Here is a 21,240-nt window from a genome sequence, read left to right on the forward strand (position 1 = left end):
CCCTTTTCACCGTGGGAGATCGTCAGGCTGCGCCGACCACGTCGCCGAGCACGCCGTGAAGTTCCTTGGCCTCTTCGTCATTGACCGAGACGACGAGTCGTCCGCCGCCCTCGAGGGGAACACGCACGATGATGAGGCGCCCCTCCTTCACGGCCTCCATCGGTCCGTCACCGGTTCGCGGCTTCATGGCTGCCATCGCGGGCTCCTTTTCGTCGTCGGACTACCTGTCAAGTTTATCGGTATGCCGAGACACCGGCCGCACGCGGCGTGCCGGAGGGTCGCGATCAGGGGATCTGGGTGTACGAGTTCCCGATCGCCAGCATCTGGTAGATCCACCACCATTGGCCGATGAGTCCGACCAGGAGCGCCCCCCAGCGCCAGACGGGATGCCGCGGGGCGGCCATGGCTCCGTAGAGCGGCGCGAGAGGCAGGAGCAGGCGGAAGATGCTCGACTGCGGAAAGAACACCACCAGCAGGTACAGCACGTAGCTGGCTGACCAGAGCCGCATCTCGGGCCCGAGGCGCCGCACGTGCGGCTCGAAGGCGATCACCGCGGCGACCGCAACGACGGCCGCCGCAAGTGCGACGTACGCGACGCTCTCGGGGAGCCCCCAGAGGCGGAACCAGAGCGCAGCTCCCTGAACGAACCCGTCGAAGGGCACGAAACCGCCCTCGCCGATCCACCCGCGCCGCCACGACAGCTCGGTTTCCATGTACGCAGCCGGATCGCCCGTCACGGCGCCGGCGATCACCTGCCACGAGAAGCCCACCGCCACCGCGAGAACGCCGAGCGCGACGATGTGCACCACCTGCACGGTCGGCAGCGGGTCGTCGCGCCGGCGCAGCCACCGCACGACACCGTAGGCGCCGAGCAGGAGCGCGAATGCGAGCACGCCGGGTCTCGTGTAGCCCATGACGACGATCAACGGGTACAGCCACACGAACCGGCGCCGCACGAGAAGCCACAGGGCCAGGAACAGCCACAGCAGGAACAGCGACTCCGCATAGCCCATTTGGAACAGCGCTGCGAGAGGGGATGCCGCGAGCAGCGCGACCGCCCACAGCGCCGTGTCCGCCGTGAGCTTCTCACGGAGGAGGTGGAAGAACACGAGGCAGGCCCCGTACCCGGCGACGATGGCGAGGACCACCGCGGCGAGGGGGTAGTTTCCCGCGAACGCGACCGACAGAACCCGCGTGAGCGCCGGATAGACGGGCATGAAGGCCCACGCGTTCTGCGTGACCGCTCCAGTCGCATCGACGGGAAGGTGTGCGGGGTAGCCCGCGCTGCCGACGACCCAATACCACTGCGCGTCCCAGCCCATCGACAGGGTTCCGATCGTGGCGTCTGCCCCGAAACGCGACGTCGGGCCGGACAGTTCGGCCGCGATGAGCAGGAACGCCGTGGTGATCAGGCGGGCCGCGAGGTAGACGACGGCGACCGCAACGGCGGGGCGCAGGACGAGGAGCCGTCCGAGCGGCCCGGTCCCTCCCCGCGGCGCCGCCTCGGCGGTCAGCGCCCGTTCAGCCATGCCCGCAGGCTCCGCTCGACGTCCTCGATCTGGCCGAACGGCACCCGCTCTTCGTCGTGGTGGGCCAAGATCGGGTCGCCGGGTCCGTAGTTGACCGCGGGTACCCCCAGAGCGGAGAACCGCGCGACGTCCGTCCAGCCGTATTTCGGGCGCGCCTCAGCACCCACGGCGGCGAGGAACTCCTGTGCGAGCGGTGCGTCCAGTCCCGGACGTGCGCCCGCCGCGGCATCCACGATCTCGACGTCGAACCCGTCCAGAACGCGGCGCACGTGAGCCTCGGCGTCGGCGACGCTGCGGCTGGGCGCGAAACGGAAGTTGACCTCCACCTCGCACAGGTCGGGGATGACGTTGCCCGCGACGCCGCCCGAGATGCGCACGGCGTTCAGTCCTTCGCGGTAGACGAGCCCGTCGACGTCGATCTCGCGCGGGCGATACTCGGCCAGGCGTGCCAGGATCGGCGCCGCACCGTGGATGGCGTTCTCCCCCATCCACGAGCGGGCGCTGTGGGCGCGGACCCCACGGGTGCGGGCGACGGCGCGCAGGGTGCCGTTGCATCCGCCCTCCACCTGCCCGTTGGAGGGCTCCCCCAGAATCGCGAAGTCGGCGGCGAACAGGTCGGGGCGCGTGCGCGCCAGACGCGTGAGACCGTTGAGGTCCGACGCGACCTCCTCGTTGTCGTACCAGAGCCAGGTGATGTCGACGCGGGGATCGACGAGTTCGGCGGCGAGCTTCAGCTGCACCGCCGTGCCCCCCTTCATGTCCACGGTCCCGCGACCCCAGAGGTAGTGCTCGCCGTCGATCTCGATGTCGCGCGTGGGCAGGTTCGCGTTGATCGGCACGGTGTCGATGTGCCCCGCGATCGCCACGCGCTGCGCGCGCCCGAGGTGGGTGCGCGCGACGATCGTGTCGCCGTCGCGATAGACGTCGAGGTGATCCAGCGGCGAGATCGCAGCGAAGATCGCGTCGGCGAGGGTCGCCTCGTCGCCCGACACGCTGGGAATGTCGCAGATCGCTCGGGTCAGGTCGACGGAGGAGGCGGTGAGGTCGAGCACGGGCATGGGGCGAGTCTATCGAGGGGTCCGGCTTCGATAGCCTGGAGGGCATGAGCGAACAGCGGACGGTATGGGGCATCGGCCTCGCGACGACGAGCGAGAACGGCACGATCCTGGACACCTGGTTCCCGGAGGTCCACGCCGGCACCGGCGACGACGCCGACACGGCGTCCGCCACGGCGGCATGGGCCGAGTATGCGGGACCCGACGCGCGTCGCGCGGTGCGTGTCGAGATCGTCACGGTCTCGATCGACCTCGACGCCGCACCGGCGTCCACTCCCGACGCCTATCTCCGTCTGCACGCGCTGTCTCACCGGGTCGTCCGCCCCAACGACGTGAACCTCGACGGCATCTTCGCGCACCTTCCCATCGTCGCGTGGACCACGGCGGGCGCGATGCACCCCGACGACGCCGAACGCCTCCGCCCGGCACTGCAGCGCGCCGGCATCCAGGTGCACAGCCTCGACAAGTTTCCCCGCCTGCTCGACTTCGTGACCCCTCCGGGCGTGCGCATCGCCGACGCCTCGCGGGTGCGGCTGGGCGCCTACCTCTCCCCCGGCACGACAGTCATGCACGAGGGCTTCGTGAACTTCAACGCCGGCACGCTGGGCTCCTCGATGGTCGAAGGGCGCATCTCCCAGGGCGTCGTCGTCGGCGACGGCTCGGACATCGGCGGCGGCGCGTCGATCATGGGCACGCTGTCGGGTGGCGGCACGCACCGCGTATCGATCGGCGCCCGCACGCTCCTCGGCGCGAACGCGGGCATCGGCATCTCGCTCGGCGACGACTGCATCGTCGAGGCCGGACTCTATGTCACCGCCGGATCCAAGATCGTGCTCCCCAACGAACCCCCGCTGCACGATGGATCGCGCCCGATCGTCAAGGGCGCTCAGCTGTCGGGCCAGAACAGCCTGCTCTTCCGCCGCAACTCGCTCACGGGTGCGGTCGAGGCCGTCCGCCGCGAGGGCGTCGGGGTGACGCTGAACGAGGCTCTGCACGCCTGAGGACGCCGGCGGCGGGGACGGATAGCATCTGGTCATGAGCGACCGGATGCCGAAGGCGACGTATGAACGCGAACTGAAACGACTGCAGGCGCAGCTGGTCGACATGCAGGCGTGGGTGCAGAGCACCGGAGCACGCATCGTGGTGATCTTCGAAGGACGCGACGCCGCCGGCAAAGGATCGACGATCAGCCGGGTCTCGCAGTACCTCAATCCTCGGGTCACGCGCGTCGTGGCGCTTCCGACGCCGACCGAGCGTGAGAAGAGCGAGTGGTACTTTCAGCGCTACATTGCCCACCTCCCCGCGGCCGGCGAGATCGTGCTGATGGACCGGTCCTGGTACAACCGCGCCGGTGTCGAGCACGTGATGGGGTACTGCACGAACGCGGAGTACCACCGGTTTCTGCACCAGGTGCCGATCTTCGAGCGGATGCTGGTGGAAGACGGCATCCTGCTGAAGAAGTACTGGTTCAGCGTCTCGGACGTCGAACAGGAGAAGCGATTCCGCTCCCGCAACGACGACCCGATGAGACGCTGGAAGCTCTCCCCCAACGATGTCCTGTCGATCACCAAGTGGGAGGACTATTCGCGCGCGAAGGACACCATGTTCGTGCACACCGACATCCCGGAGTCGCCGTGGTTCGAGGTCGACAACGAGGACAAGCGTCGCGGCCGCATCAACATGATCCATCACCTGCTCTCGCAGATCCCCTACGAGGAGGTCGAGCGCGCGCCGATCGCGATCCCGGCTCGCCCGGCATCCGGCGGATACGAACGCCCTCCGCGCGAGCTGCAGAACTACGTCCCCGACTACGCCGCGACGCTCATCGGCTGATCACGCGCACAGAATCGGAGATCGGCGACAGAATCGGATGCCGCGCCCCGCGCGATCCGATTCTGTTGCGCAGATCCGAAGCCACTGCGACGGCCCGAGAGCCGGACGCGCCGCTCAGTCGCGGATACGCACCGACAGGCACGTGACGCAGCCCTCGAGCTTCTCGAACTCGGTGATGGGCGTCGCAACGACCCGCAGTCCACGCGCCTCGTAGCGGGCCGCGGTCTCGGGAGCATCGGAGGACATCAGCACCTCGTCGGGGCCGAGGACGACGACAGCCGTACCGTGCTCCTCGGGCACGGCTTCGAACGTCGCGAAGGCGGCCGGGTCGTCGACCAGGGGCTCGAAGCCGACCACGGTCCCGTCGGGCAGCGCGGTCACGCCGCTCTTGAGGTGGAGGACCCGTTCGACGGGAACGGCGACGATCTGCCATCCCCGCGGCGCCAGCAGCGCCGTCAGCTGCGCGATGCCGTCGGCGTTGGTGCGCGAAGATGCACCGACGTACACGGTCGAGCCGATCTTCAGGACGTCACCGCCGTCGAGGGTGCCGGGCGCGACGATCTCCGCCGTCTCCAGTCCGGTGGCGGCCACGGCATCGCGCACCGTGGGGGCTTCGCTGCGCCGTGACTCGGCGCCGGCGCGGCAGAGGACGATGAGATCACCGAAGACGACGACGGCATCCTCGACGAACACCCCGTCGGGCTGCTCATCGGCCGGGTCGATCTCGATGACTTCCCATCCGCGCGAGCGGAAGACGTCGACGTACGCCTCCCATTGGCGCTGCGCCAACGCGGGGTCGACCGAGGTCCGCCCGATATGCGTCACCTCGCCGTCGGCGAGGCGCGGAGACGGACGACGAACGAGCAGACGCGACATGGCTCGACCCTAGCGGATCGCCCGGTGCACGCTTCGCACGTGGCGCGCGGATGCCGCGTCGGTCAGACAGCCCCGGGATAGTTGCGTTCGCCCGCGCCCACGTAGAGCTGCTGGGGACGCCCGATCTTCGTCTGCGGGTCGTACTGCATCTCACGCCAGTGGGCCAGCCAGCCGGGCAGGCGCCCGATCGCGAACAGCGGCGTGAACATGCGCGTGGGAAAGCCCATCGCCTTGTAGATGACCCCCGTGTAGAAGTCGACATTGGGGTAGAGGCGACGCTCCTTGAAGTAGTCGTCCTCGAGGGCGACCTGCTCCAGCTCCTGGGCGAGATCCAGCAGCGGATCGTGAACGCCCAGCTCGGCGAGGATCTCGTCGGCGGACTCCTTGACGAGCTTCGCGCGCGGGTCGTAGTTCTTGTAGACGCGGTGACCGAAGCCCATCAGCTTGACCCCGTCCTCCTTGTTCTTCACGCGCTCGACGAAGCGCTGGACGCTTTCGCCGGAGTCCTGAATGCGCGCGAGCATGTCGAGCACGGCTTCGTTCGCGCCACCGTGCAACGGGCCGTAGAGAGCGTTGATGCCCGCGGAGATCGAGGAGAACTGGTTGGCGCCGGTCGATCCGACCAAACGCACCGTCGAGGTCGACGCGTTCTGCTCGTGGTCCTCGTGCAGGATCAGCAGACGCTCGAGCGCCCGGGAGGTCACCGGGTTCACCTGGTACGTCTCCGCGAGGTTGCCGAAGTTCAGCCGCAGGAAGTTGTCGACGAAGCTCAGTGAGTTGTCCGGGTAGAGGAACGCCTGACCGATGCTCTTCTTGTGGGCGTACGCCGCGATGACCGGCAGCTTCGCCAGCAAGCGGATGGTGTTGAGCTCGACGTGCTCGGGATTGTTGGGGTCGGACTGGCCCTCGTAGTAGGTGGACAGCGCCGCCGTCGCCGCCGATAGCACCGACATCGGGTGGGCGGTGTGCGGGAGGGAGGAGAAGAAGCGCTTGAGGTCCTCGTGCAGCAGCGTGTGGTGACGGATCTTGTCGTCCCACTCCCCCAGCTCATCCGCCGTCGGAAGCTCGCCGTACAGCAGCAGCCAGGCGACCTCGAGGTACGTGCTGTTCTTCGCGAGCTGCTCGATCGGGTAGCCGCGATATCGCAGGATGCCCTGGTCGCCGTCGATGAACGTGATCGCCGACTTGGTGGCCGCCGTGTTCACGAAGCCATAGTCCAAGCTCGTGTAGCCGGTCTGCTTCGTGAAGGTCGAGAAGTCGACACTGGGTGCGCCGGCGGTGCCGGAGAGAATCGGCAGTTCGGCGGTGCGGTCACCGACGGTGACGGTGGCCTTCTGGGGGTGTCCCGCGTCGCTCACGAAGCCTCCTTGCGGTGGGTGGGGTCTTTTACAGCCTACTGGGCGCGCGCTCCAACGCAGATCGCACGCAAAGGAACAGCCAGTTCGTAGGAGGAAACCTACGACGTCGGCGCCAGCCGTTGCGCCGCTGCCCGGATCCGCTCGTCGGTCGCCGTCAGCGAGAAGCGGACGTGCTCGGGGAAATGTGCGCCGTAGAAGTGGCCCGGCCCGGCCAGGATGCCGAGATCGGCGAGGCGGTCCATGGTCTTCCATGCGTCGACGCCCTCGGTGGCCCAGAGATACAGGCCGCCCTCGGAATGATCGATGCGGAATCCCGCCGCCACGAGAGCCGGGCGGAGCACTTCCCGACGCGCGCGATAGCGCTCGCGCTGCGCGGCCACGTGGGTGTCGTCGGCCAGCGCAGCCGTCATCGCGCTCTGAACGGGCCCGGGGAGCATGAGACCGAGGTGTTTGCGTGCTGTCAGCAGCCGCGACACGAGGTCGGCGTCGCCGGCGAGGAAGGCAGCACGGTATCCGGCGAGATTGGACTGCTTGCTGAGCGAGTACACCGACAGCACGTCGCGTCGGTCTTGTCCGACGACGCGCGGATCGAGGATGCTGGGGATCGGAGCGTCTGCCCAGGGCCCGTCCCACCCGAGCTCCGCGTAGCACTCGTCACTGACGATGACGGCGCCCAGATCCCGCGCACGCGTGACGGCGGCACGCAACTCGTCGACGCCGAGCACACGTCCGTCCGGATTGCCGGGGGTGTTGAGCCACACCAGGCGCGTGCCCACGGGCCACTGTGCGGGATCGTCCGCGGCGAGGGGCGTCGCCCCCACCAGCTTCGCCCCGACCTCGTAGGTGGGGTACGCGGCGCGGGGGTGGACGACGATGTCGCCGGCGCCGAGGTCCATCAGCAACGGCAGAAGCGCGACGAGTTCCTTCGAGCCGACCGTCGGGAGGACCTCGTCGACGCTGAGGCCAGGCACGGCGCGCCGCCGGCCATACCAGGCCGTGATGGCGGAGCGCAGGGCCGCGGTGCCGACGGTCTGCGGATAGGCGTGCGCATCCGTGGCGTCACGCAACGCCGCCGCGACGACCTCCGGCGTGGGGTCGACGGGAGAACCGATGGAAAGATCCACGATGCCGCCCGGGTGCACGCGCGCCCGCGCGGCGAAGGGAGCGACGGCATCCCAGGGGTAATCGTCGAGGTCGCGGACGGCCATCAGTGCGTCTGTGGCGGGAGGGCCGAGATGACCGGGTGATCCTTGGCGATCACACCGACCTTGGCGGCACCGCCGGGCGAGCCGATGTCGTCGAAGAACTCGACGTTGGCCGTGTAGTAGTCCTGCCACTCGGCCGGCAGGTCGTCTTCGTAGTAGATCGCCTCGACGGGGCACACCGGCTCACACGCGCCGCAGTCCACGCACTCGTCCGGGTGGATGTAGAGCGAGCGCTCGCCCTCGTAGATGCAGTCGACGGGGCATTCGTCGATGCAGGCACGATCCTTCACATCCACGCAGGGCAACGCGATCACATATGTCACGTGTCGAGTCTAGTTCGTGCTCGCACCGTGGTCGTGAAAAGCCGACCCCGACGGGGTCGTTGCGCGGGGGGACAGGCGCGGCCAGGCCACGACGACGGCCACCATCACGGGCACGGCCACCGTCCAGATCACTCCCGTGGAGAGTTGGCCGTCGGCGGGCGCCGGAACCACGACCGATCCGCCCGGGCCGCGTCCGGACAGCACGAGCGTCGTCAGCATGACGCCCAGACCTGTTGCCAATGCCGCCCAGCGGTCACCGGTCAGCACCCGCACCGCCAGCAGCAGTGCGCCGGTGCCGATCACGGCGACGATGAGCCCCAGAGGCACCGGGCCCCACAGCGCGGACTGACCGATGGTCCCGGCGGCCCCGTAGAAGAGGCCGATCACCGCGGCGACGGCCCAGCTCCCGATCCGTGCGATTCTCACGCCGCGATTCTACGTGGCCCACCCCAGCGCCCGGAGCACCGCAGCCACGAGCGCCGCCGCGATGACGACGATCAGGAAGGGGGCGCGCAGCATGAGCAGCCCGGCGGCGGCGACGATCGCCGGCACCCGCGCATCGGCGACGATCTGCGGGCCGGCCCCCAGGGTCTGCACGGCGACGAGCGCAGCCAGCAGCGCCACCGTCAGCAGGTCGATCGAACGCTCGGCGCGGGCCGAGCCGAACCATCGCGCAGGAATCGCGTACCCCAACACCTTCAGTGCCAGGCAGGCGAAGGATGCCGCGAGCACTGCCGTCCACGTCGTCATGATGCGCGACCCGCGAACGCATTGGTCCAGCCGACGGCGATGGCGACCACGGCGGCGACCAGCACGGGAAGGCCGGGCATGAGCACGGGTGTGAGCGCGGTGGCCACAACCGCTGCGGCGACGCCGACCGCGACCGCTTGGCGGCGACGCAGACGTGGCCACAGCAGCGCCAGGAAGGCCGCAGCCGCAGCCGCGTCCAGCCCGTAGGTGCGAGGATCACCGAGGACGTCGCCGAGCAGCGCACCGCCGAGTGTCGAGATGTTCCACCCGACGTAGATGCCGACGCCCGTGATCCAGAAGCCCGTTCGGCGCGCCGCGGGGTCTCCGTGAGCCAGAGCGACCGCCGTGGACTCGTCGATCGTGACCTGGGGCGCCACGAGGCGGCGCCAGCCGTGCCCGACCACCGGGGCCATGCGCAGTCCATAGGCGACGTTGCGCACGCCGAGCAGCGCGGCCGAAGCGATCGCCGCGGGCGCGGCGGCGAGCCCTCCCGCGCCGAGAACGCCCGCGAACGCGAACTGCGATCCCCCGGTGAACATCAGCAGGCTCAGCACGCACGTCTGCCACACGTCAAGACCGGAGGCGACGGCCAGAGCGCCGAACGAGACACCGTAGGCGCTCGTCGCGACGGCGACGCCCACAGCCTCGCGCCGCGCGCGACGCACGGCCTCTCGGGCCTCAGCTGCGGCATCCATGCCCACCATCCTGACAGTTCGTCTGCCCGCGAACGCCTGCGGGCGAGTAGGGTGCCCGTCATGGAGCGGATCTTCGACATGCCCGTCGCCCGCGTCTACCCGCTCTACGTCCAGAAGGTGCAGCGTAAGGGCCGCTCAGCGGACGACGTCGAGGCCGTCACACGATGGCTGACGGGATACAGCGCCCAGGAACTCGCGGATCACCTCGCCGCGCAGACGAACTTCCGTGACTTCTTCGCGGGTGCGCGGCTGCATCCCGGCGCCGCGCAGATCACGGGTGTGATCTGCGGTGTGCGAGTGGAGCAGATCGCAGATCCGTTGATGCAGAAGATCCGCTACCTGGACAAACTCGTCGACGAGGTCGCGCGAGGTCGCCCACTCGAGAAGATTCTGCGGGCATGAGGCTTCCCGCGGCGCTCAGCCGTCCTGGCGCTTCGCCCGGGATGCCGCGCGGCCGCGCTCGGTCGCGTCGAGCACGACCTTGCGGATGCGCACCTTCTCGGGGGTCACCTCGACGCATTCGTCGTCGCGCGCGAACTCGAGCGACTCCTCCAGCGTGAGCACGCGCGGCGGCGTCATCGACTCGAAGGAGTCGGACGTCGACGAGCGCATGTTCGTCAGCTTCTTCTCCTTCGTGATGTTGACGTCCATGTCGTCGGCGCGCGAGTTCTCGCCGATGACCATCCCCTCGTAGACCTCTTCGGTTGGCTGCACGAAGAAGCTCATGCGCTCCTGCAGCGCGATCATGGCGAACGGTGTCACGACACCCTGACGGTCGGCGACGATCGACCCGTTCTGGCGGGTGGTGATCTGCCCCGCCCAGTCGTCGTAGCCGTGCGAGATCGCGTTCGCGATGCCGGTGCCGCGGGTGATGGTCAGGAACTCGCTGCGGAAGCCGATCAGACCGCGCGAGGGGACGACGAACTCCATGCGCACCCAGCCGGTGCCGTGGTTGGTCATGGTGTCCATGCGGCCCTTGCGAGCGGCCATCAGCTGCGTGATGGCACCGAGGTGCTCTTCGGGGGCGTCGATCGTGAGGTGCTCGAACGGCTCCTTGACCTTGCCGTCCTCGCCGCGCTTGGTGACGACCTGCGGCTTGCCGACGGTCAGCTCGAAGCCTTCACGGCGCATGTTCTCGACGAGGATCGCCAGGGCGAGCTCACCGCGACCCTGCACCTCCCAGGCGTCGGGGCGTCCGATGTCGACGACCTTCAGCGAGACGTTGCCGATCAGTTCCCGATCGAGACGGTCCTTGACCATGCGCGCCGTGAGCTTGTGACCCTTCACCTTGCCCATGAGGGGCGAGGTGTTGGTGCCGATCGTCATCGAGATAGCCGGGTCATCGACCGTGATCGCGGGCAGAGGCCGCACGTCTTCGGGGTCGGCGATCGTCTCGCCGATCGTGATGTCCTCGATGCCGGCGATGGCGACGATGTCACCGGGGCCGGCAGATTCGGCGGGGTAGCGCTCGAGAGCACGGGTCTTGAGCAGCTCGGTGATGCGCGCGTTGGTGTGCGAGCCGTCGTGACGCACCCAGGCGACGGTCTGCCCCTTCTTCAGCGTGCCGTTGAAGACACGGAGCAAGGCCAGACGCCCGAGGAACGGCGAGGAATCGAGGTTGGTGACCCAGGCCTGCAGCGGCGCCTCGTCGTCGTAGGCGGGAGCGGGGACGTGCTCGAGGATGGCCTCGAACAGGGGCTCGAGGTCCTCGTTGTCGGGCAGCTCGCCGTTGGCGGGCCGGTTGCGAGACGCGGCGCCGGCGCGACCGGACGCGTAGACCACCGGCACGTCCAGGAGAGCATCGACGTCGAGGTCGGGCACGTCGTCGACGAGGTCGCCGGCCAGACCCAGCAGCAGGTCGTGGGCCTCCTCCTCGACCTCCGCGATCCGGGCGTCGGGACGGTCGGTCTTGTTGACCAGCAGGATCACGGGCAGCTTCGCCTCCAGCGCCTTGCGCAGCACGAAGCGGGTCTGCGGCAACGGACCCTCCGACGCGTCGACCAGCAGCACGACACCGTCGACCATCGACAGGCCGCGCTCGACCTCGCCGCCGAAGTCGGCGTGGCCGGGGGTGTCGATGACGTTGATCGTCACCGGAACCTCGGTGTGGATGCCGTTGTAGGTGATCGCCGTGTTCTTGGCGAGGATCGTGATGCCCTTCTCACGCTCCAGGTCGTTCGAGTCCATGGCGCGCTCTTCGACGTGCGCATGCTCACCGAAGGAGCCGGTCTGACGGAGCATCGCGTCCACGAGCGTGGTCTTGCCGTGGTCGACGTGCGCGACGATCGCGACGTTACGGAGATCCGGACGGAGGGCGTGCGCCATGAAATGACCTAACGAGAAAGGGAGACGCTCCGAGCAGAGCGCCTCCCATTCTACAAGCCGGATGCCGCGGCGTCCTCCGCCGCGCCCCGCGCCGCTCGATCAGGCGTGCGCGGCGGCATCCCCCGGTGTCTCATCGGCGTCCACACCGGCGGCGAGATCAGCCAGACGCTTGTCACGGCGCTCACGCTGGATGTCGGGGTCGGGCACCGGCACGGCTGCCAGAAGACGCTTGGTGTAGGCCTGCTGCGGGCGACGCATGATCTGGTCGCGGGTGCCGACCTCGACGAGAGCGCCGTGGCGCATGACCGCGATCCGGTCGGCCAGCTCATCGATGACGGCGAGGTCGTGGCTGATGAACAGGCAGGCGAACCCGCGCTCACGCTGCAGATCCTTCAACAGCTCCAGAACCGTGGCCTGCACGGAGACGTCGAGGGCGCTCGTGGGCTCATCGGCGACCAGGACCTTCGGGTTGAGAGCGAGGGCGCGGGCGATGCCCACGCGCTGCTTCTGCCCACCGGAGAGCTCGTGCGGGTAACGAGATGCATAATCGCGCGGCAGTCGCACGGAGTCCAACAGCGCTCGCACGCGCTTGTCGAGGGGCGCGCCCTTGATCTTCTCGGACAGCTTGATCGGCTCGGCGATCGAATCGCCGATGGTCATCCGAGGGTTCAGCGAGCTCGACGGATCCTGGAAGACGATGCCCACCTCGTGGTGGAGGGCGTGCAGCTGCTCGCGGTTCGCTTTCGAGATGTCCATGCCGGCCACGGTCAGCCGGCCGGAGTGGATGGGCAGCAGACCGATCGTGGCGCGACCGATCGTCGTCTTGCCCGAGCCGGACTCGCCGACCAGGCCCAGCACCTCACCCTGGTAGATCTTCAGGTCGATGTGGTCGGCCGCACGGAAAGCCGGCACCCGACCGCGCTTCGGATACTCGATCGCGACGTCGTCGAACGACACCACCACGGGAGTGGACGGGGTGGCAGCATCGGGAGCCTGCAGATCCACGGTGGTGATGCGCGGCACCGCCGACAGCAGCGCCTTCGTATACGGATGCTGCGGGTCGGCGAAGACGCTCGCGACCGTGCCGGTCTCGACGATGTCGCCCTGACGCATCACGACGATGCGGTCGGCCATGTCGGCGACGACGCCCATGTCGTGCGTGATCAGCAGGATGGCCGAGCCGAGACGGTCCTGGAGCTTTCGCATGAGCTCGAGGATCTCCGCCTGAACGGTCACATCGAGCGCGGTCGTCGGCTCGTCCGCGACCAGCAGCAGCGGGTCGCACGACAGCGACTGCGCGATCATCGCGCGCTGACGCTGGCCGCCGGACAGCTGGTGCGGGTACGAGTCGAAGGCTTTCTGCGGGTCGGGAAGCTCGACCAGCGTCAGAAGCTCGACGGCCCGCGCCTTGGCCTCCGCCGGAGACACGCCGAAGTGCTGGCGCAACGTCTCCACGATCTGGAACCCGACCGTCAGGACCGGGTTCAGCGCCGTCATGGGCTCCTGGAAGATCATCGAGATCTGGTTGCCGCGGATCTCCTGCATCTCCCGAGGCTTCATGCCGATGAGCTCGCGGCCAGCCAGCTTCGCACTGCCGCTCACGCGGGAGTTCTTCGGCAGCAGGCCCAGCAGCGACATCGACGAGACGCTCTTTCCCGACCCGGGCTCACCCACGATGGCGAGCACTTCGCCGGCAGCGATCGAGTAGGAGACGTGGCGGGCGGCGGGCACCCAGTACCCGTCGACGCCGAAGTCGACGTTGAGGTCGGTGACCTCGAGCACCGGACCGCTGTCCGGCTGGTGCGCCTCGGTCGTGGGCAGCATGCCGCGGGAGGTTCTCATCGGCGGTTTCCTTCTGTTGTGCGTGCGAACGGACTCGTGGTCCGGAATGCGACGATGGGGTGATGACGGATGACGTGCGCCTGTACCGATCGACCACGAACACCGTGATCGCGATCGGCGCATGGGTGGCTGTGACCGCCGGCGCGGCGCTGGTGGTTCTGCTCGGCGCGACCCGGTCGACGCAGCAGCTGTGGGCTCTGGTGCCGCTGGCGCTGATCGCGCTGCTGGTGGGCGAGCTGTTCTGGCGTCCGCGCATCATCTGGGACGAGCAGTCCATCACGCTCGTGAACCCCTACGCGACCACGACCGTCCCGTGGACGATGGTCGTCGACATCGACACCCGCTTCGCGCTGACCGTGGTGACGCCCTCGCGTCGATATCGATCGTCCGCGGCGCCCGCGGCCGGCGCACTCACCATGCCGCGCGGAGGGCGTGACAGCCTCGGACCCGACCAGAAGGGCGGCGTCCTGCGCAAGTCCGACGCCCTCGGCACCGATTCCGGTGACGCCGCGTACATCATCCGGGGAGCATGGCATCGGCTCGTGGAGAGCGAGGCCATCCCCCTGGGCCGCGCGGGAAGCGACCGCGCCCGCGTGCACGTGCACGTCACCGCCCTCGCGCTGAGCCTGCTGCTGGCCGCGGCGACCGTTCCGGCGCTGCTGAACCTCTGACGGCATCCGGTCTTACTCCGGATCCTGCAGGGTCGGCGTGCCGGTGCGCGGGTTCTGCGCCGCGGCATCCATCAGGCTCGTCGGAGCGGCGACATCGGGCTCGACACCGTCGGCGCGCTCCTTCGTGCGACGACGGGAGAACCGACGGCTGCGCGGGTCGAAGGCCTCGCGGAGGGCATCGCCGAAGATGTTCGCCGACAGCGCCAGCGTGACGATGAACAGCGCCGGCCACCAGAACAGCCACGGCCGCACGGTGAAGGCCGACTGGTTGACACCGATGAGCAGACCCAGCGAGACGTCAGGAGAGCGGATGCCGTAGCCGAGAAGCGAGATCGCCGCCTCGAGCAGGATGGCACCGGCTGCCAGGAGCGATCCCGACACGATGATCACACCGGTCGCGTTCGGAAGGATGTGCCGGAAGATGATGCGGGCATCGGAGGCGCCGGCCACGCGGGCAGCCTCGACGAACTCCCGTTCGCGCAGCGAGAGGAACTCACCGCGGACGAGACGCGCGATCACCATCCAGCTGAAGAACCCGAGCATGGAGCCCAAGACCCATACGCCGACCGCGCCGGCCCAGTTACCGACGACGGCGGCGATCACGATGGCGGGGATCACGATGAAGACATCGGTCAGGCGCATGAGCACCGCGTCGACCCAGCCGCGGAAGTAGCCCGCGATCGCGCCCACCGTGACACCCACGATCAGCGCGATGCCCGTGATCAGCACCATGGCCACGAACGAGTTCTGGATGCCGCGCATGGTCATCGCGAAATAGTCGCGCCCGATGCGGTCCTGACCGAAGGGGTGGTCGCCGAGCGAGAACGGGAACAGGCTCAGAGTCGGCTCTCCGCCGTTGACGCTGTTCGACAGGTCGTACCAGTTGTACTTCCACCAGCCGGGAATCGGGCCGAGCCCGACGGCGCTCGTGGCGAAGGCCACGACCGCCAGCAGGACGATGGCGGCGATGAGGCCGACCTTCTGGGAGAGGAAACGGCGCCAGATGATCCGGCTCTGACTGATCGAGCGCTCTTCGACGTCGCCGGGGGTTTCGGAGATGGTGCTGGACATCAGCGCACCCTCACTCTCGGGTCGAGTGCCGCGTACGCGAGATCGGCAAGGAAGTTGAACAGAATGGCCATGAAGGCGATGACGATGAAGTAGCCCATCACCGGGTACAGGTCACCGGGACCCAGCGAGCGCTGGAAGAGCGCACCCATACCGGGGATCGCGAAGATGAACTCCGTGATGATGGCTCCACCGAGCAGCCCGCCGAGGTCGGTCGCCACGAGCGTCGTGATCGGGATCAGCACGTTGCGGAATGCGTGGCGGACGACCACCACCCGCTCGGGCATGCCCTTGGCTCGGGCGGTGCGCACGTAGTCCTGGCTGAGCACCTCGATCATGCCGGCGCGGGCATAACGCGTGTACCCCGCGAACGAGATCGTCAGCAGCGAGATCGTCGGAAGCAGCAGGTGGAAGAAGACGTCCAGACCGACGCGCCACATATTGTCGGGAGCGTATCCCGGCGTCGAGGAGCCGACCGTGGCGATCGGGCGTCCGTTCATGTCCTCCATGTAGCCGGGGAAGGACTGCATGAACCGGTCGATGAGGATGATGACGCTGATGATGACAGCGACGAGCACGCCGATGCGCATGTTCTGCGCGCGATCGTCGCCGCCGACGAAGAAGCCGGCGGCGAAGCCGACGGCCAGTGCCACGACGAAGAGGATGCCGATGGTGGCGAACGTCGAGACGTCGAACAGGCCCTGCAGCGCGAAGTAGCTGATGATGCCGGCGACGGCGACGATGCCGGCGGTCAGCAGCGCACGGCGCTGATGGATGCCGGCGATCAGCACGGTGACGCCCAGAGCAGCGCCGGCGCTCAGCACGATGATCCCGACGGGACCGAACCCGGGTGTCAGGAACCAGCCGGTGACGCTCATGTAGAGCAGAAGACCCGTGGTGAGCACGAAGCTCGTCCCGCCGGAGGTGATGCGACGGCGGGCATCGCCGCCGACGACCGCCTGCACGATCAATGCCACGACGATACCGACGATCACGGCGACGACGATCGGGATCACTGGGTCTTGCAGGAAGTCGTTGAAGCCGATGGCGACGAAGTTCTTGAGAAGCGCGGCGGCCAGGAACGAGGGCAGCGAGTACAGGAACAGGCTCAGGACGGTGAACGACACGTCGAAGCCGCTGTTCTCGCGCAGAGCCGACAGGATTCCGGTGGAGATGCCGAAGAGGATGGCCAGCAGCAGCGCCGCCGTGACCATCTGGATGGTGGACACCATCGCGATCGGCAGGACGTCGGTGACGGGGGCGCCCTGGAAGGTGGTGCCCAGGTCGCAGGCGTTCGCGAAGGGGATGAGGCACTTGGCGGCGCCGCCGACCCACATCGCCCAGCGAAGCGGAGGCGCGACGTCCAGGTTGGCGAGCTGAATTCGCGCTTCGATCAGCTGCTGCTTGTTCGGGTTGTTGGAAGAGCGGAGGTCCTCGAGGGGATCCGTCGACAGAGCGACGAGATTGAACATCACGAAGGATGCCGCGAGGAGGATGAGGATCGACACACCGACCCTACGGAGAATGAAACCGACCAAAGGTCACTCACTTCGACGTGCGACGGGCGGGCGGCATCGGGTTGCGATCGCCTCGCCCATCGGTTGACAGACAGGGGCCAGGGTGGCGCCTTCGGGATCTACCGTAGACGCCACCCTGGCGTGGGTACTACTTGGTGTTGGTGCTCTGCTTGACGGACCACTCCCAGTTGTTCCAGATCGGACCGGTCTGGTTGCCCATGTACTTCACGCCGTCCAGCTTGCTGGAGACGCCGTAGATGCCGGGCGCCTGGAAGAGGGGCAGGCCGTAGCCCTCGGTGAACGCCGTCTTGTCGATGCTCAGCATGAGCTGCGTCAGCTTGTCCTTGTCGAGCGTCGTCTGCGTGGCGATCGCATCGTCGTTCGCGGCGGTGAACTTGTTGTAGTTTCCACCACCGTCGGTCGAGAACAGCTGCGGGATCTGCGCCGTGCCGATACCCGGGGAGATCCACCCGAACAGCGACGCGTCGTAGTTGCCCGCCGACAGCAGGGTCGACCACTTGGGGTCGCCACCGTCGACGACCTGGAAGCCGGCCTTGGCTGCGGAGGACTGGATCGCCTGGAATTCGTCCACGCGGTTCGGGTTCTTCGTGTTGTAGAGGATCTTCACGGTCGGCGTCTTGCCGGCGAGGAGCTCCTTGGCCTTGGCGACGTTCGCGTCGAGCTTGGACGGGTCGTACTTGTCCGAGCCGTTCTGGGCGACGGTGGTCGCGTACTCCGACTGGCTCGGCAGCCACAGCTGCGAGTCGAGGACCTTGGCGTCGGGGTTGACCGGCGTGACGATCGCGTCGAGGATCTGCTGACGCGGGATCGTGAGGAGGAAGGCCTCGCGGACGGTCGGGTCCTTGAACACCTCGGAGCCGAAGTTCAGGTCGAGGTGGTCGTAGGAGACCTGGTCACCGGTCATGACCTGGGCGCCGGAGACGGCCTCGAGGGACTTCTTCGTGTCGGCGGACGCCTGCGGGTAGACGAGGTCGACCTCGCCGTTCTGCAGGGCGGTGACCTGCGCGGCGGCGTCACCGATGACACGCATGACGAGCTTGTCGATCTTCGGGGCGAGAGCGCCCTTGTAGTTCGGGTTGTGCTCGAAGGTGAGCGACTGACCCGGAGTCCACGCCGACAGCACCCAGGGACCCGAGGAGACGAGAAGGTCCTTGTCGGTCGGGAACGACGTGATGTCGTAGCCCGTGTTGACGAAGTCCGCAGCCTTCTTCAGGGTGTCGTTCGCAGCCGCCGGAGCGGACTTGTCGCCGTGCGGCAGGCTCTTCAGCAGCGCCGTCAGGTCGGCCGCCGACGCGAGGCCGGCCTTCTTGGCGACGACGTGAGCCGGCGTCGTGAGGCCGCCCTGACCGACACCGAACAGGATGTCCCAGTCCACGTACGGCTTCGCATAGGTCAGCGTGATGGAACGGTTGTCGTCACCGACGACCGGGAACGACGTGGAGTCCAGACCTGCCGTCGAGCCCGCGAGCTGGAAATACTGCGTACCCGAGGTGACGTTCCCGTCCGCGTCCGTGGTGGCAGAGTCGTAGTAGCCCGAGCCGATGGCCCAGCCCAAGACCATGTCATCGGCGGTGATGGGCTCGCCGTCCGACCACTTCAGGTCCTTGTTGAGGGTGTACTTGACCGTCAGGGGGTCGTCCGAGGTCTTCTCGAACGTGCCGAACGACTCGTCCTTGACGATGTTGAAGCTGTTGTCCGGGTACAGGAAACCGCCGGCCGTCAGGTACTGGTACTGACCGTTGGTGTCCAGGTTGCCCTGCGGCGTGTTGCTGTTCAGCGACGTCAGGTCGTTCACGATGGCCATCGTGACGGTGCCACCGGTCGGCGCAGCGTTGGTGGCGTTGCCGCCGCCGCTGGCCGTGCAGCCCGTCAGGGCGAGGGCGCCGGCCGCGGTGACCGCGGCAAGTGCTCCCCAGCGTGACTTCTTCAATTTTCCTCCTGGGTAAGGGATGGGTGCGCAGGCGGGTGAAACACCCACGGCGCGGATACCGAAACCATAAGTTCTGATCAGCGTTGATCAAAACCGTTAGGGAAAACGTTACAGACCCTTAACTCAGTTCAGGGCGGATATGGCAATCTGACAAGGTGAGTGATTCCGGGGCCGCCGAACTGCCAAGGCTGAGGGGGAAGCGCGCCCGGTTGTGGTGGGAGATCAGCATTGTGCTCGCTCTTTCGGTGGGGCGCTCGGCGGTCTCCTCGGTGCTCGCACTCGTCCAGGCGCTGACGCGCGACCAGGCCCTGGCAGACCAGTCGACCTCCTTGAACCCGGGCGCGAACGCGGCCCAGTTCTGGGACGTCCTCAACCAGTGCCTGGCCCAGTTCTTCGCGTTCGCCCCCATCGCCCTGGCGATCTACCTGCTCTGGGAGCCCGGCCTCTCGGCCTTCCGCCGGATCGGCTTGGACTTTCGCCTCTTCGGACGGGACCTCGGTGCAGGCGCACTGCTCGTCGCCGTCATCGGCATCCCGGGGCTCGGCCTCTACGTCGCCGGGCGTGCACTGGGGATCACCGTGCAGGTCGATGCCGCGCCGCTCGACTCCTCGTGGTGGACGATTCCGCTCCTGCTGCTGGCAGCCGTGCGTGCCGGCCTGACCGAAGAGGTCATCTTCATCGGCTACCTGTTCGACCGTCTGCGGCGGCTCGGATGGGGGACGTGGACGATCATCCTGTCGACAGCTGCGCTGCGCGGCGCATATCACGCCTACCAAGGGTGGGGACCGATCGCCGGCAACATCGCGATGGGCATCGTGTTCGGGTGGGTCTATCAGCGCTGGGGCCGCGTGATGCCCCTGGTGATCGCGCACACCCTCATCGACGTCATCGCCTTCGTGGGCTATCCCCTGGCCGCCGCCTGGTGGCCCGGCGTCTTCGCCTGACCCACCGGCCCTATGCTCCCGCGCCGGCCACCGCCCGGCCCGCACCGACCACCGCCCGGTCCGCGAGACACGCGCGGCGCACCGAGACACGCGCTGCACACCGGTGTTTCGGTGCACGGACCGTGTCTCGCGGGACGAGCGGGGGTTCCTCCCCACATCGAGAGACGGGCGCGGCTCCTACGGAAAGCGGTGAGCAGCGGAGGCGGCGACTCATCGCCGGGTGCAATGGCGACATGCCAACCGCGATCGCTACGCCAGATGTCCGAGAGTGCCCGGTGCCGTTGATCATGCGAGGCGGCGAGCCGCACGTCGATCGCGCGGTGCGGCGCGGGGAACTCATTCGCGTGATGCGCGGGGTGTACGCCCCGGCGCAACTGTGGCGGGATCTGCCGCCTTGGGATCGCTACCTCGCTCGCGTCCATGCGGCCGTGCGGGTCTACCCCGACGTCGTCTTCGTACGGGAGGCCGCGGCCGCGCTCCGCGGGCTCCCCGTCTTCGGCGAACCGCCGCACGTCCATGCCGTCGCCCTCGGCTCACGAGCGACGCACGCCGTCGGGGAGGTCCGGCTGCATGCCGCCGAACGCCCGCCGCAGTTCGACGACGTGAGCGGTGTGCTCGTCGCGACAGGTGCCGAAGTCGCCGTGGATGCCGCACGACTACGGCATCCCGCTGTCGCCCGTGCGACGGCCGATGCCGCACTCCGGGCCGATCCGCACCTCACCACCGGCTGCATGCGGGCGATGAGCGAGACCCACCCGTCCTCGCGAGGCCGCCGTCGCGCACGCGACGTGTTCGACCGCGCGTCGGCGGTTGCCGAGTCACCGCTGGAGTCCGTGAGCGCGACGGTTATCGAGGCGCTCGGTTTTCCTGTTCCGGAGATGCAGCGATGGGTGCGAGGTCCAGAGCCGGGAGAGGACGACCGCGTCGACTTCGCATGGCTGCGCAACGGCCATCTCGTGGCGGGAGAGGCCGACGGAGACCTCAAGTACGGCGGCGCTTTGGGCGACGCTCGTGTCGCACTCCGCGAACGGCGTGCTCGGGACGCGCGGCTGATGCGACGCGGCGTCCACACGGTCCATCACTGGACGTGGGCCGACGTGATCGCCCCGAGCCAACTCCGCGCGATCCTGTTGTCGGCGGGGCTGCCTCTCGTTCGACAGCCCGATCTCGGGCTGCTGGGTTCGCTCGACCGCGCGCTCCGCGGCCTGCCGTGACCGCACCCGCTCCGTCCGCTCCGTCCGCTCCGTCCGCGAGACACCGCCCCGTTCGCTCCGTCCGCGAGACACCGCCCCCGCACC

The 21,240-nt window shown here is 68.1% G+C and carries 21 protein-coding genes; 6 read left to right on the forward strand and 15 right to left on the reverse strand.

All coding sequences use genetic code 11. The features are described from left to right. Positions 1 to 22: 22 nt before the first annotated feature. From AS96_RS14850 to dapE, 3 genes are all read right to left on the reverse strand, one after another. Positions 23 to 196 (reverse strand): DUF3117 domain-containing protein, encoded by a 174-nt coding sequence (locus AS96_RS14850; protein WP_005053677.1) that lies wholly within the window; start codon positions 194 to 196, stop codon positions 23 to 25. A gap of 88 nt (positions 197 to 284) precedes the next feature. Continuing rightward, positions 285 to 1,529, reverse strand: a complete 1,245-nt coding sequence (locus AS96_RS01585; RefSeq protein ID WP_036284907.1) for a membrane protein — start codon at positions 1,527 to 1,529, stop codon at positions 285 to 287. Then, entirely contained in the window at positions 1,511 to 2,587 is a 1,077-nt protein-coding gene (dapE, locus tag AS96_RS01590; protein ID WP_036284910.1) for a succinyl-diaminopimelate desuccinylase, read from the reverse strand. The genes AS96_RS01585 and dapE overlap by 19 nt, the downstream gene beginning before the upstream one ends. 44 nt (positions 2,588 to 2,631) lie before the next feature. Here dapE and dapD point away from each other — a divergent pair, with 44 nt between their 5' ends. Both dapD and ppk2 read left to right on the forward strand, forming a co-directional pair. Beyond that, entirely contained in the window at positions 2,632 to 3,585 is a 954-nt protein-coding gene (dapD, locus tag AS96_RS01595) for a 2,3,4,5-tetrahydropyridine-2,6-dicarboxylate N-succinyltransferase (RefSeq protein WP_036284912.1), read from the forward strand. Positions 3,586 to 3,631: 46 nt separating this feature from the next. Next, complete coding sequence (gene ppk2 / locus AS96_RS01600; RefSeq protein WP_005053685.1) at positions 3,632 to 4,417, forward strand: polyphosphate kinase 2; 786 nt, start codon at positions 3,632 to 3,634, stop codon at positions 4,415 to 4,417. A 114-nt stretch (positions 4,418 to 4,531) separates the two neighbouring features. On the opposite strand, the gene ddaH is transcribed toward ppk2, so the two are convergent. From ddaH to AS96_RS01635, 7 genes are all read right to left on the reverse strand, one after another. Further along, positions 4,532 to 5,293 carry a dimethylargininase gene (ddaH, locus tag AS96_RS01605; RefSeq protein ID WP_036284915.1) on the reverse strand — a complete coding sequence of 254 codons (762 nt, stop codon included), beginning with the start codon at positions 5,291 to 5,293 and terminating at the stop codon, positions 4,532 to 4,534. 62 nt (positions 5,294 to 5,355) lie between these two features. Next, positions 5,356 to 6,651: a citrate synthase gene (locus tag AS96_RS01610; protein WP_005053689.1), complete on the reverse strand. Its 1,296-nt coding sequence runs from the start codon at positions 6,649 to 6,651 to the stop codon at positions 5,356 to 5,358. A gap of 98 nt (positions 6,652 to 6,749) precedes the next feature. Continuing rightward, a complete protein-coding gene (gene dapC, locus AS96_RS01615; RefSeq protein WP_036284917.1) occupies positions 6,750 to 7,859 on the reverse strand; it encodes a succinyldiaminopimelate transaminase in 1,110 nt (369 codons plus the stop codon). Continuing rightward, complete coding sequence (fdxA, locus tag AS96_RS01620; RefSeq protein WP_005053693.1) at positions 7,859 to 8,179, reverse strand: ferredoxin; 321 nt, start codon at positions 8,177 to 8,179, stop codon at positions 7,859 to 7,861. Before fdxA ends, dapC begins: the two co-directional genes overlap by 1 nt. Before the next feature lie 9 nt (positions 8,180 to 8,188). Further along, complete coding sequence (locus AS96_RS01625; protein ID WP_036284919.1) at positions 8,189 to 8,605, reverse strand: hypothetical protein; 417 nt, start codon at positions 8,603 to 8,605, stop codon at positions 8,189 to 8,191. A gap of 9 nt (positions 8,606 to 8,614) precedes the next feature. After that, positions 8,615 to 8,929, reverse strand: a complete 315-nt coding sequence (locus tag AS96_RS01630) for an AzlD domain-containing protein (protein ID WP_036284922.1) — start codon at positions 8,927 to 8,929, stop codon at positions 8,615 to 8,617. After that, positions 8,926 to 9,624: an AzlC family ABC transporter permease gene (locus tag AS96_RS01635; protein ID WP_036284925.1), complete on the reverse strand. Its 699-nt coding sequence runs from the start codon at positions 9,622 to 9,624 to the stop codon at positions 8,926 to 8,928. The genes AS96_RS01630 and AS96_RS01635 overlap by 4 nt, the downstream gene beginning before the upstream one ends. Positions 9,625 to 9,684: 60 nt before the next feature. Between AS96_RS01635 and AS96_RS01640 the strand changes: the two genes are divergently transcribed. Then, a complete protein-coding gene (locus AS96_RS01640) occupies positions 9,685 to 10,026 on the forward strand; it encodes a DUF2200 domain-containing protein (RefSeq protein ID WP_036284927.1) in 342 nt (113 codons plus the stop codon). Positions 10,027 to 10,041: 15 nt separating this feature from the next. On the opposite strand, the gene typA is transcribed toward AS96_RS01640, so the two are convergent. Beyond that, on the reverse strand, positions 10,042 to 11,949 hold the full coding sequence (typA, locus tag AS96_RS01645) for a translational GTPase TypA (RefSeq protein ID WP_036284930.1): 1,908 nt from the start codon (positions 11,947 to 11,949) through the stop codon (positions 10,042 to 10,044). 99 nt (positions 11,950 to 12,048) lie between these two features. Continuing rightward, complete coding sequence (locus tag AS96_RS01650) at positions 12,049 to 13,791, reverse strand: ABC transporter ATP-binding protein (protein ID WP_036284932.1); 1,743 nt, start codon at positions 13,789 to 13,791, stop codon at positions 12,049 to 12,051. 62 nt (positions 13,792 to 13,853) lie between these two features. On the opposite strand from AS96_RS01650, the gene AS96_RS01655 reads away from it, so the two are divergent. After that, positions 13,854 to 14,462 (forward strand): integral membrane protein, encoded by a 609-nt coding sequence (locus AS96_RS01655; RefSeq protein WP_036284935.1) that lies wholly within the window; start codon positions 13,854 to 13,856, stop codon positions 14,460 to 14,462. Positions 14,463 to 14,474: 12 nt separating this feature from the next. Here AS96_RS01655 and AS96_RS01660 read toward each other — a convergent pair whose 3' ends face one another. From AS96_RS01660 to AS96_RS01670, 3 genes are all read right to left on the reverse strand, one after another. Next, entirely contained in the window at positions 14,475 to 15,533 is a 1,059-nt protein-coding gene (locus AS96_RS01660) for an ABC transporter permease (RefSeq protein WP_036284938.1), read from the reverse strand. Further along, complete coding sequence (locus tag AS96_RS01665; RefSeq protein WP_005053712.1) at positions 15,533 to 17,038, reverse strand: ABC transporter permease; 1,506 nt, start codon at positions 17,036 to 17,038, stop codon at positions 15,533 to 15,535. The genes AS96_RS01660 and AS96_RS01665 overlap by 1 nt, the downstream gene beginning before the upstream one ends. A 157-nt stretch (positions 17,039 to 17,195) precedes the next feature. Beyond that, positions 17,196 to 18,998, reverse strand: a complete 1,803-nt coding sequence (locus AS96_RS01670) for an ABC transporter family substrate-binding protein (RefSeq protein ID WP_036284943.1) — start codon at positions 18,996 to 18,998, stop codon at positions 17,196 to 17,198. Between the two features lie 155 nt (positions 18,999 to 19,153). Between AS96_RS01670 and AS96_RS01675 the strand changes: the two genes are divergently transcribed. Then, complete coding sequence (locus AS96_RS01675; protein WP_036284946.1) at positions 19,154 to 19,942, forward strand: CPBP family intramembrane glutamic endopeptidase; 789 nt, start codon at positions 19,154 to 19,156, stop codon at positions 19,940 to 19,942. A 275-nt stretch (positions 19,943 to 20,217) separates the two neighbouring features. After that, positions 20,218 to 21,156 carry a hypothetical protein gene (locus tag AS96_RS01680; RefSeq protein ID WP_231477041.1) on the forward strand — a complete coding sequence of 313 codons (939 nt, stop codon included), beginning with the start codon at positions 20,218 to 20,220 and terminating at the stop codon, positions 21,154 to 21,156. Positions 21,157 to 21,240: the final 84 nt, after the last annotated feature.

This window comes from Microbacterium sp. MRS-1, assembly GCF_000585455.1.
GTDB classification, from domain to species: domain Bacteria; phylum Actinomycetota; class Actinomycetes; order Actinomycetales; family Microbacteriaceae; genus Microbacterium; species Microbacterium laevaniformans.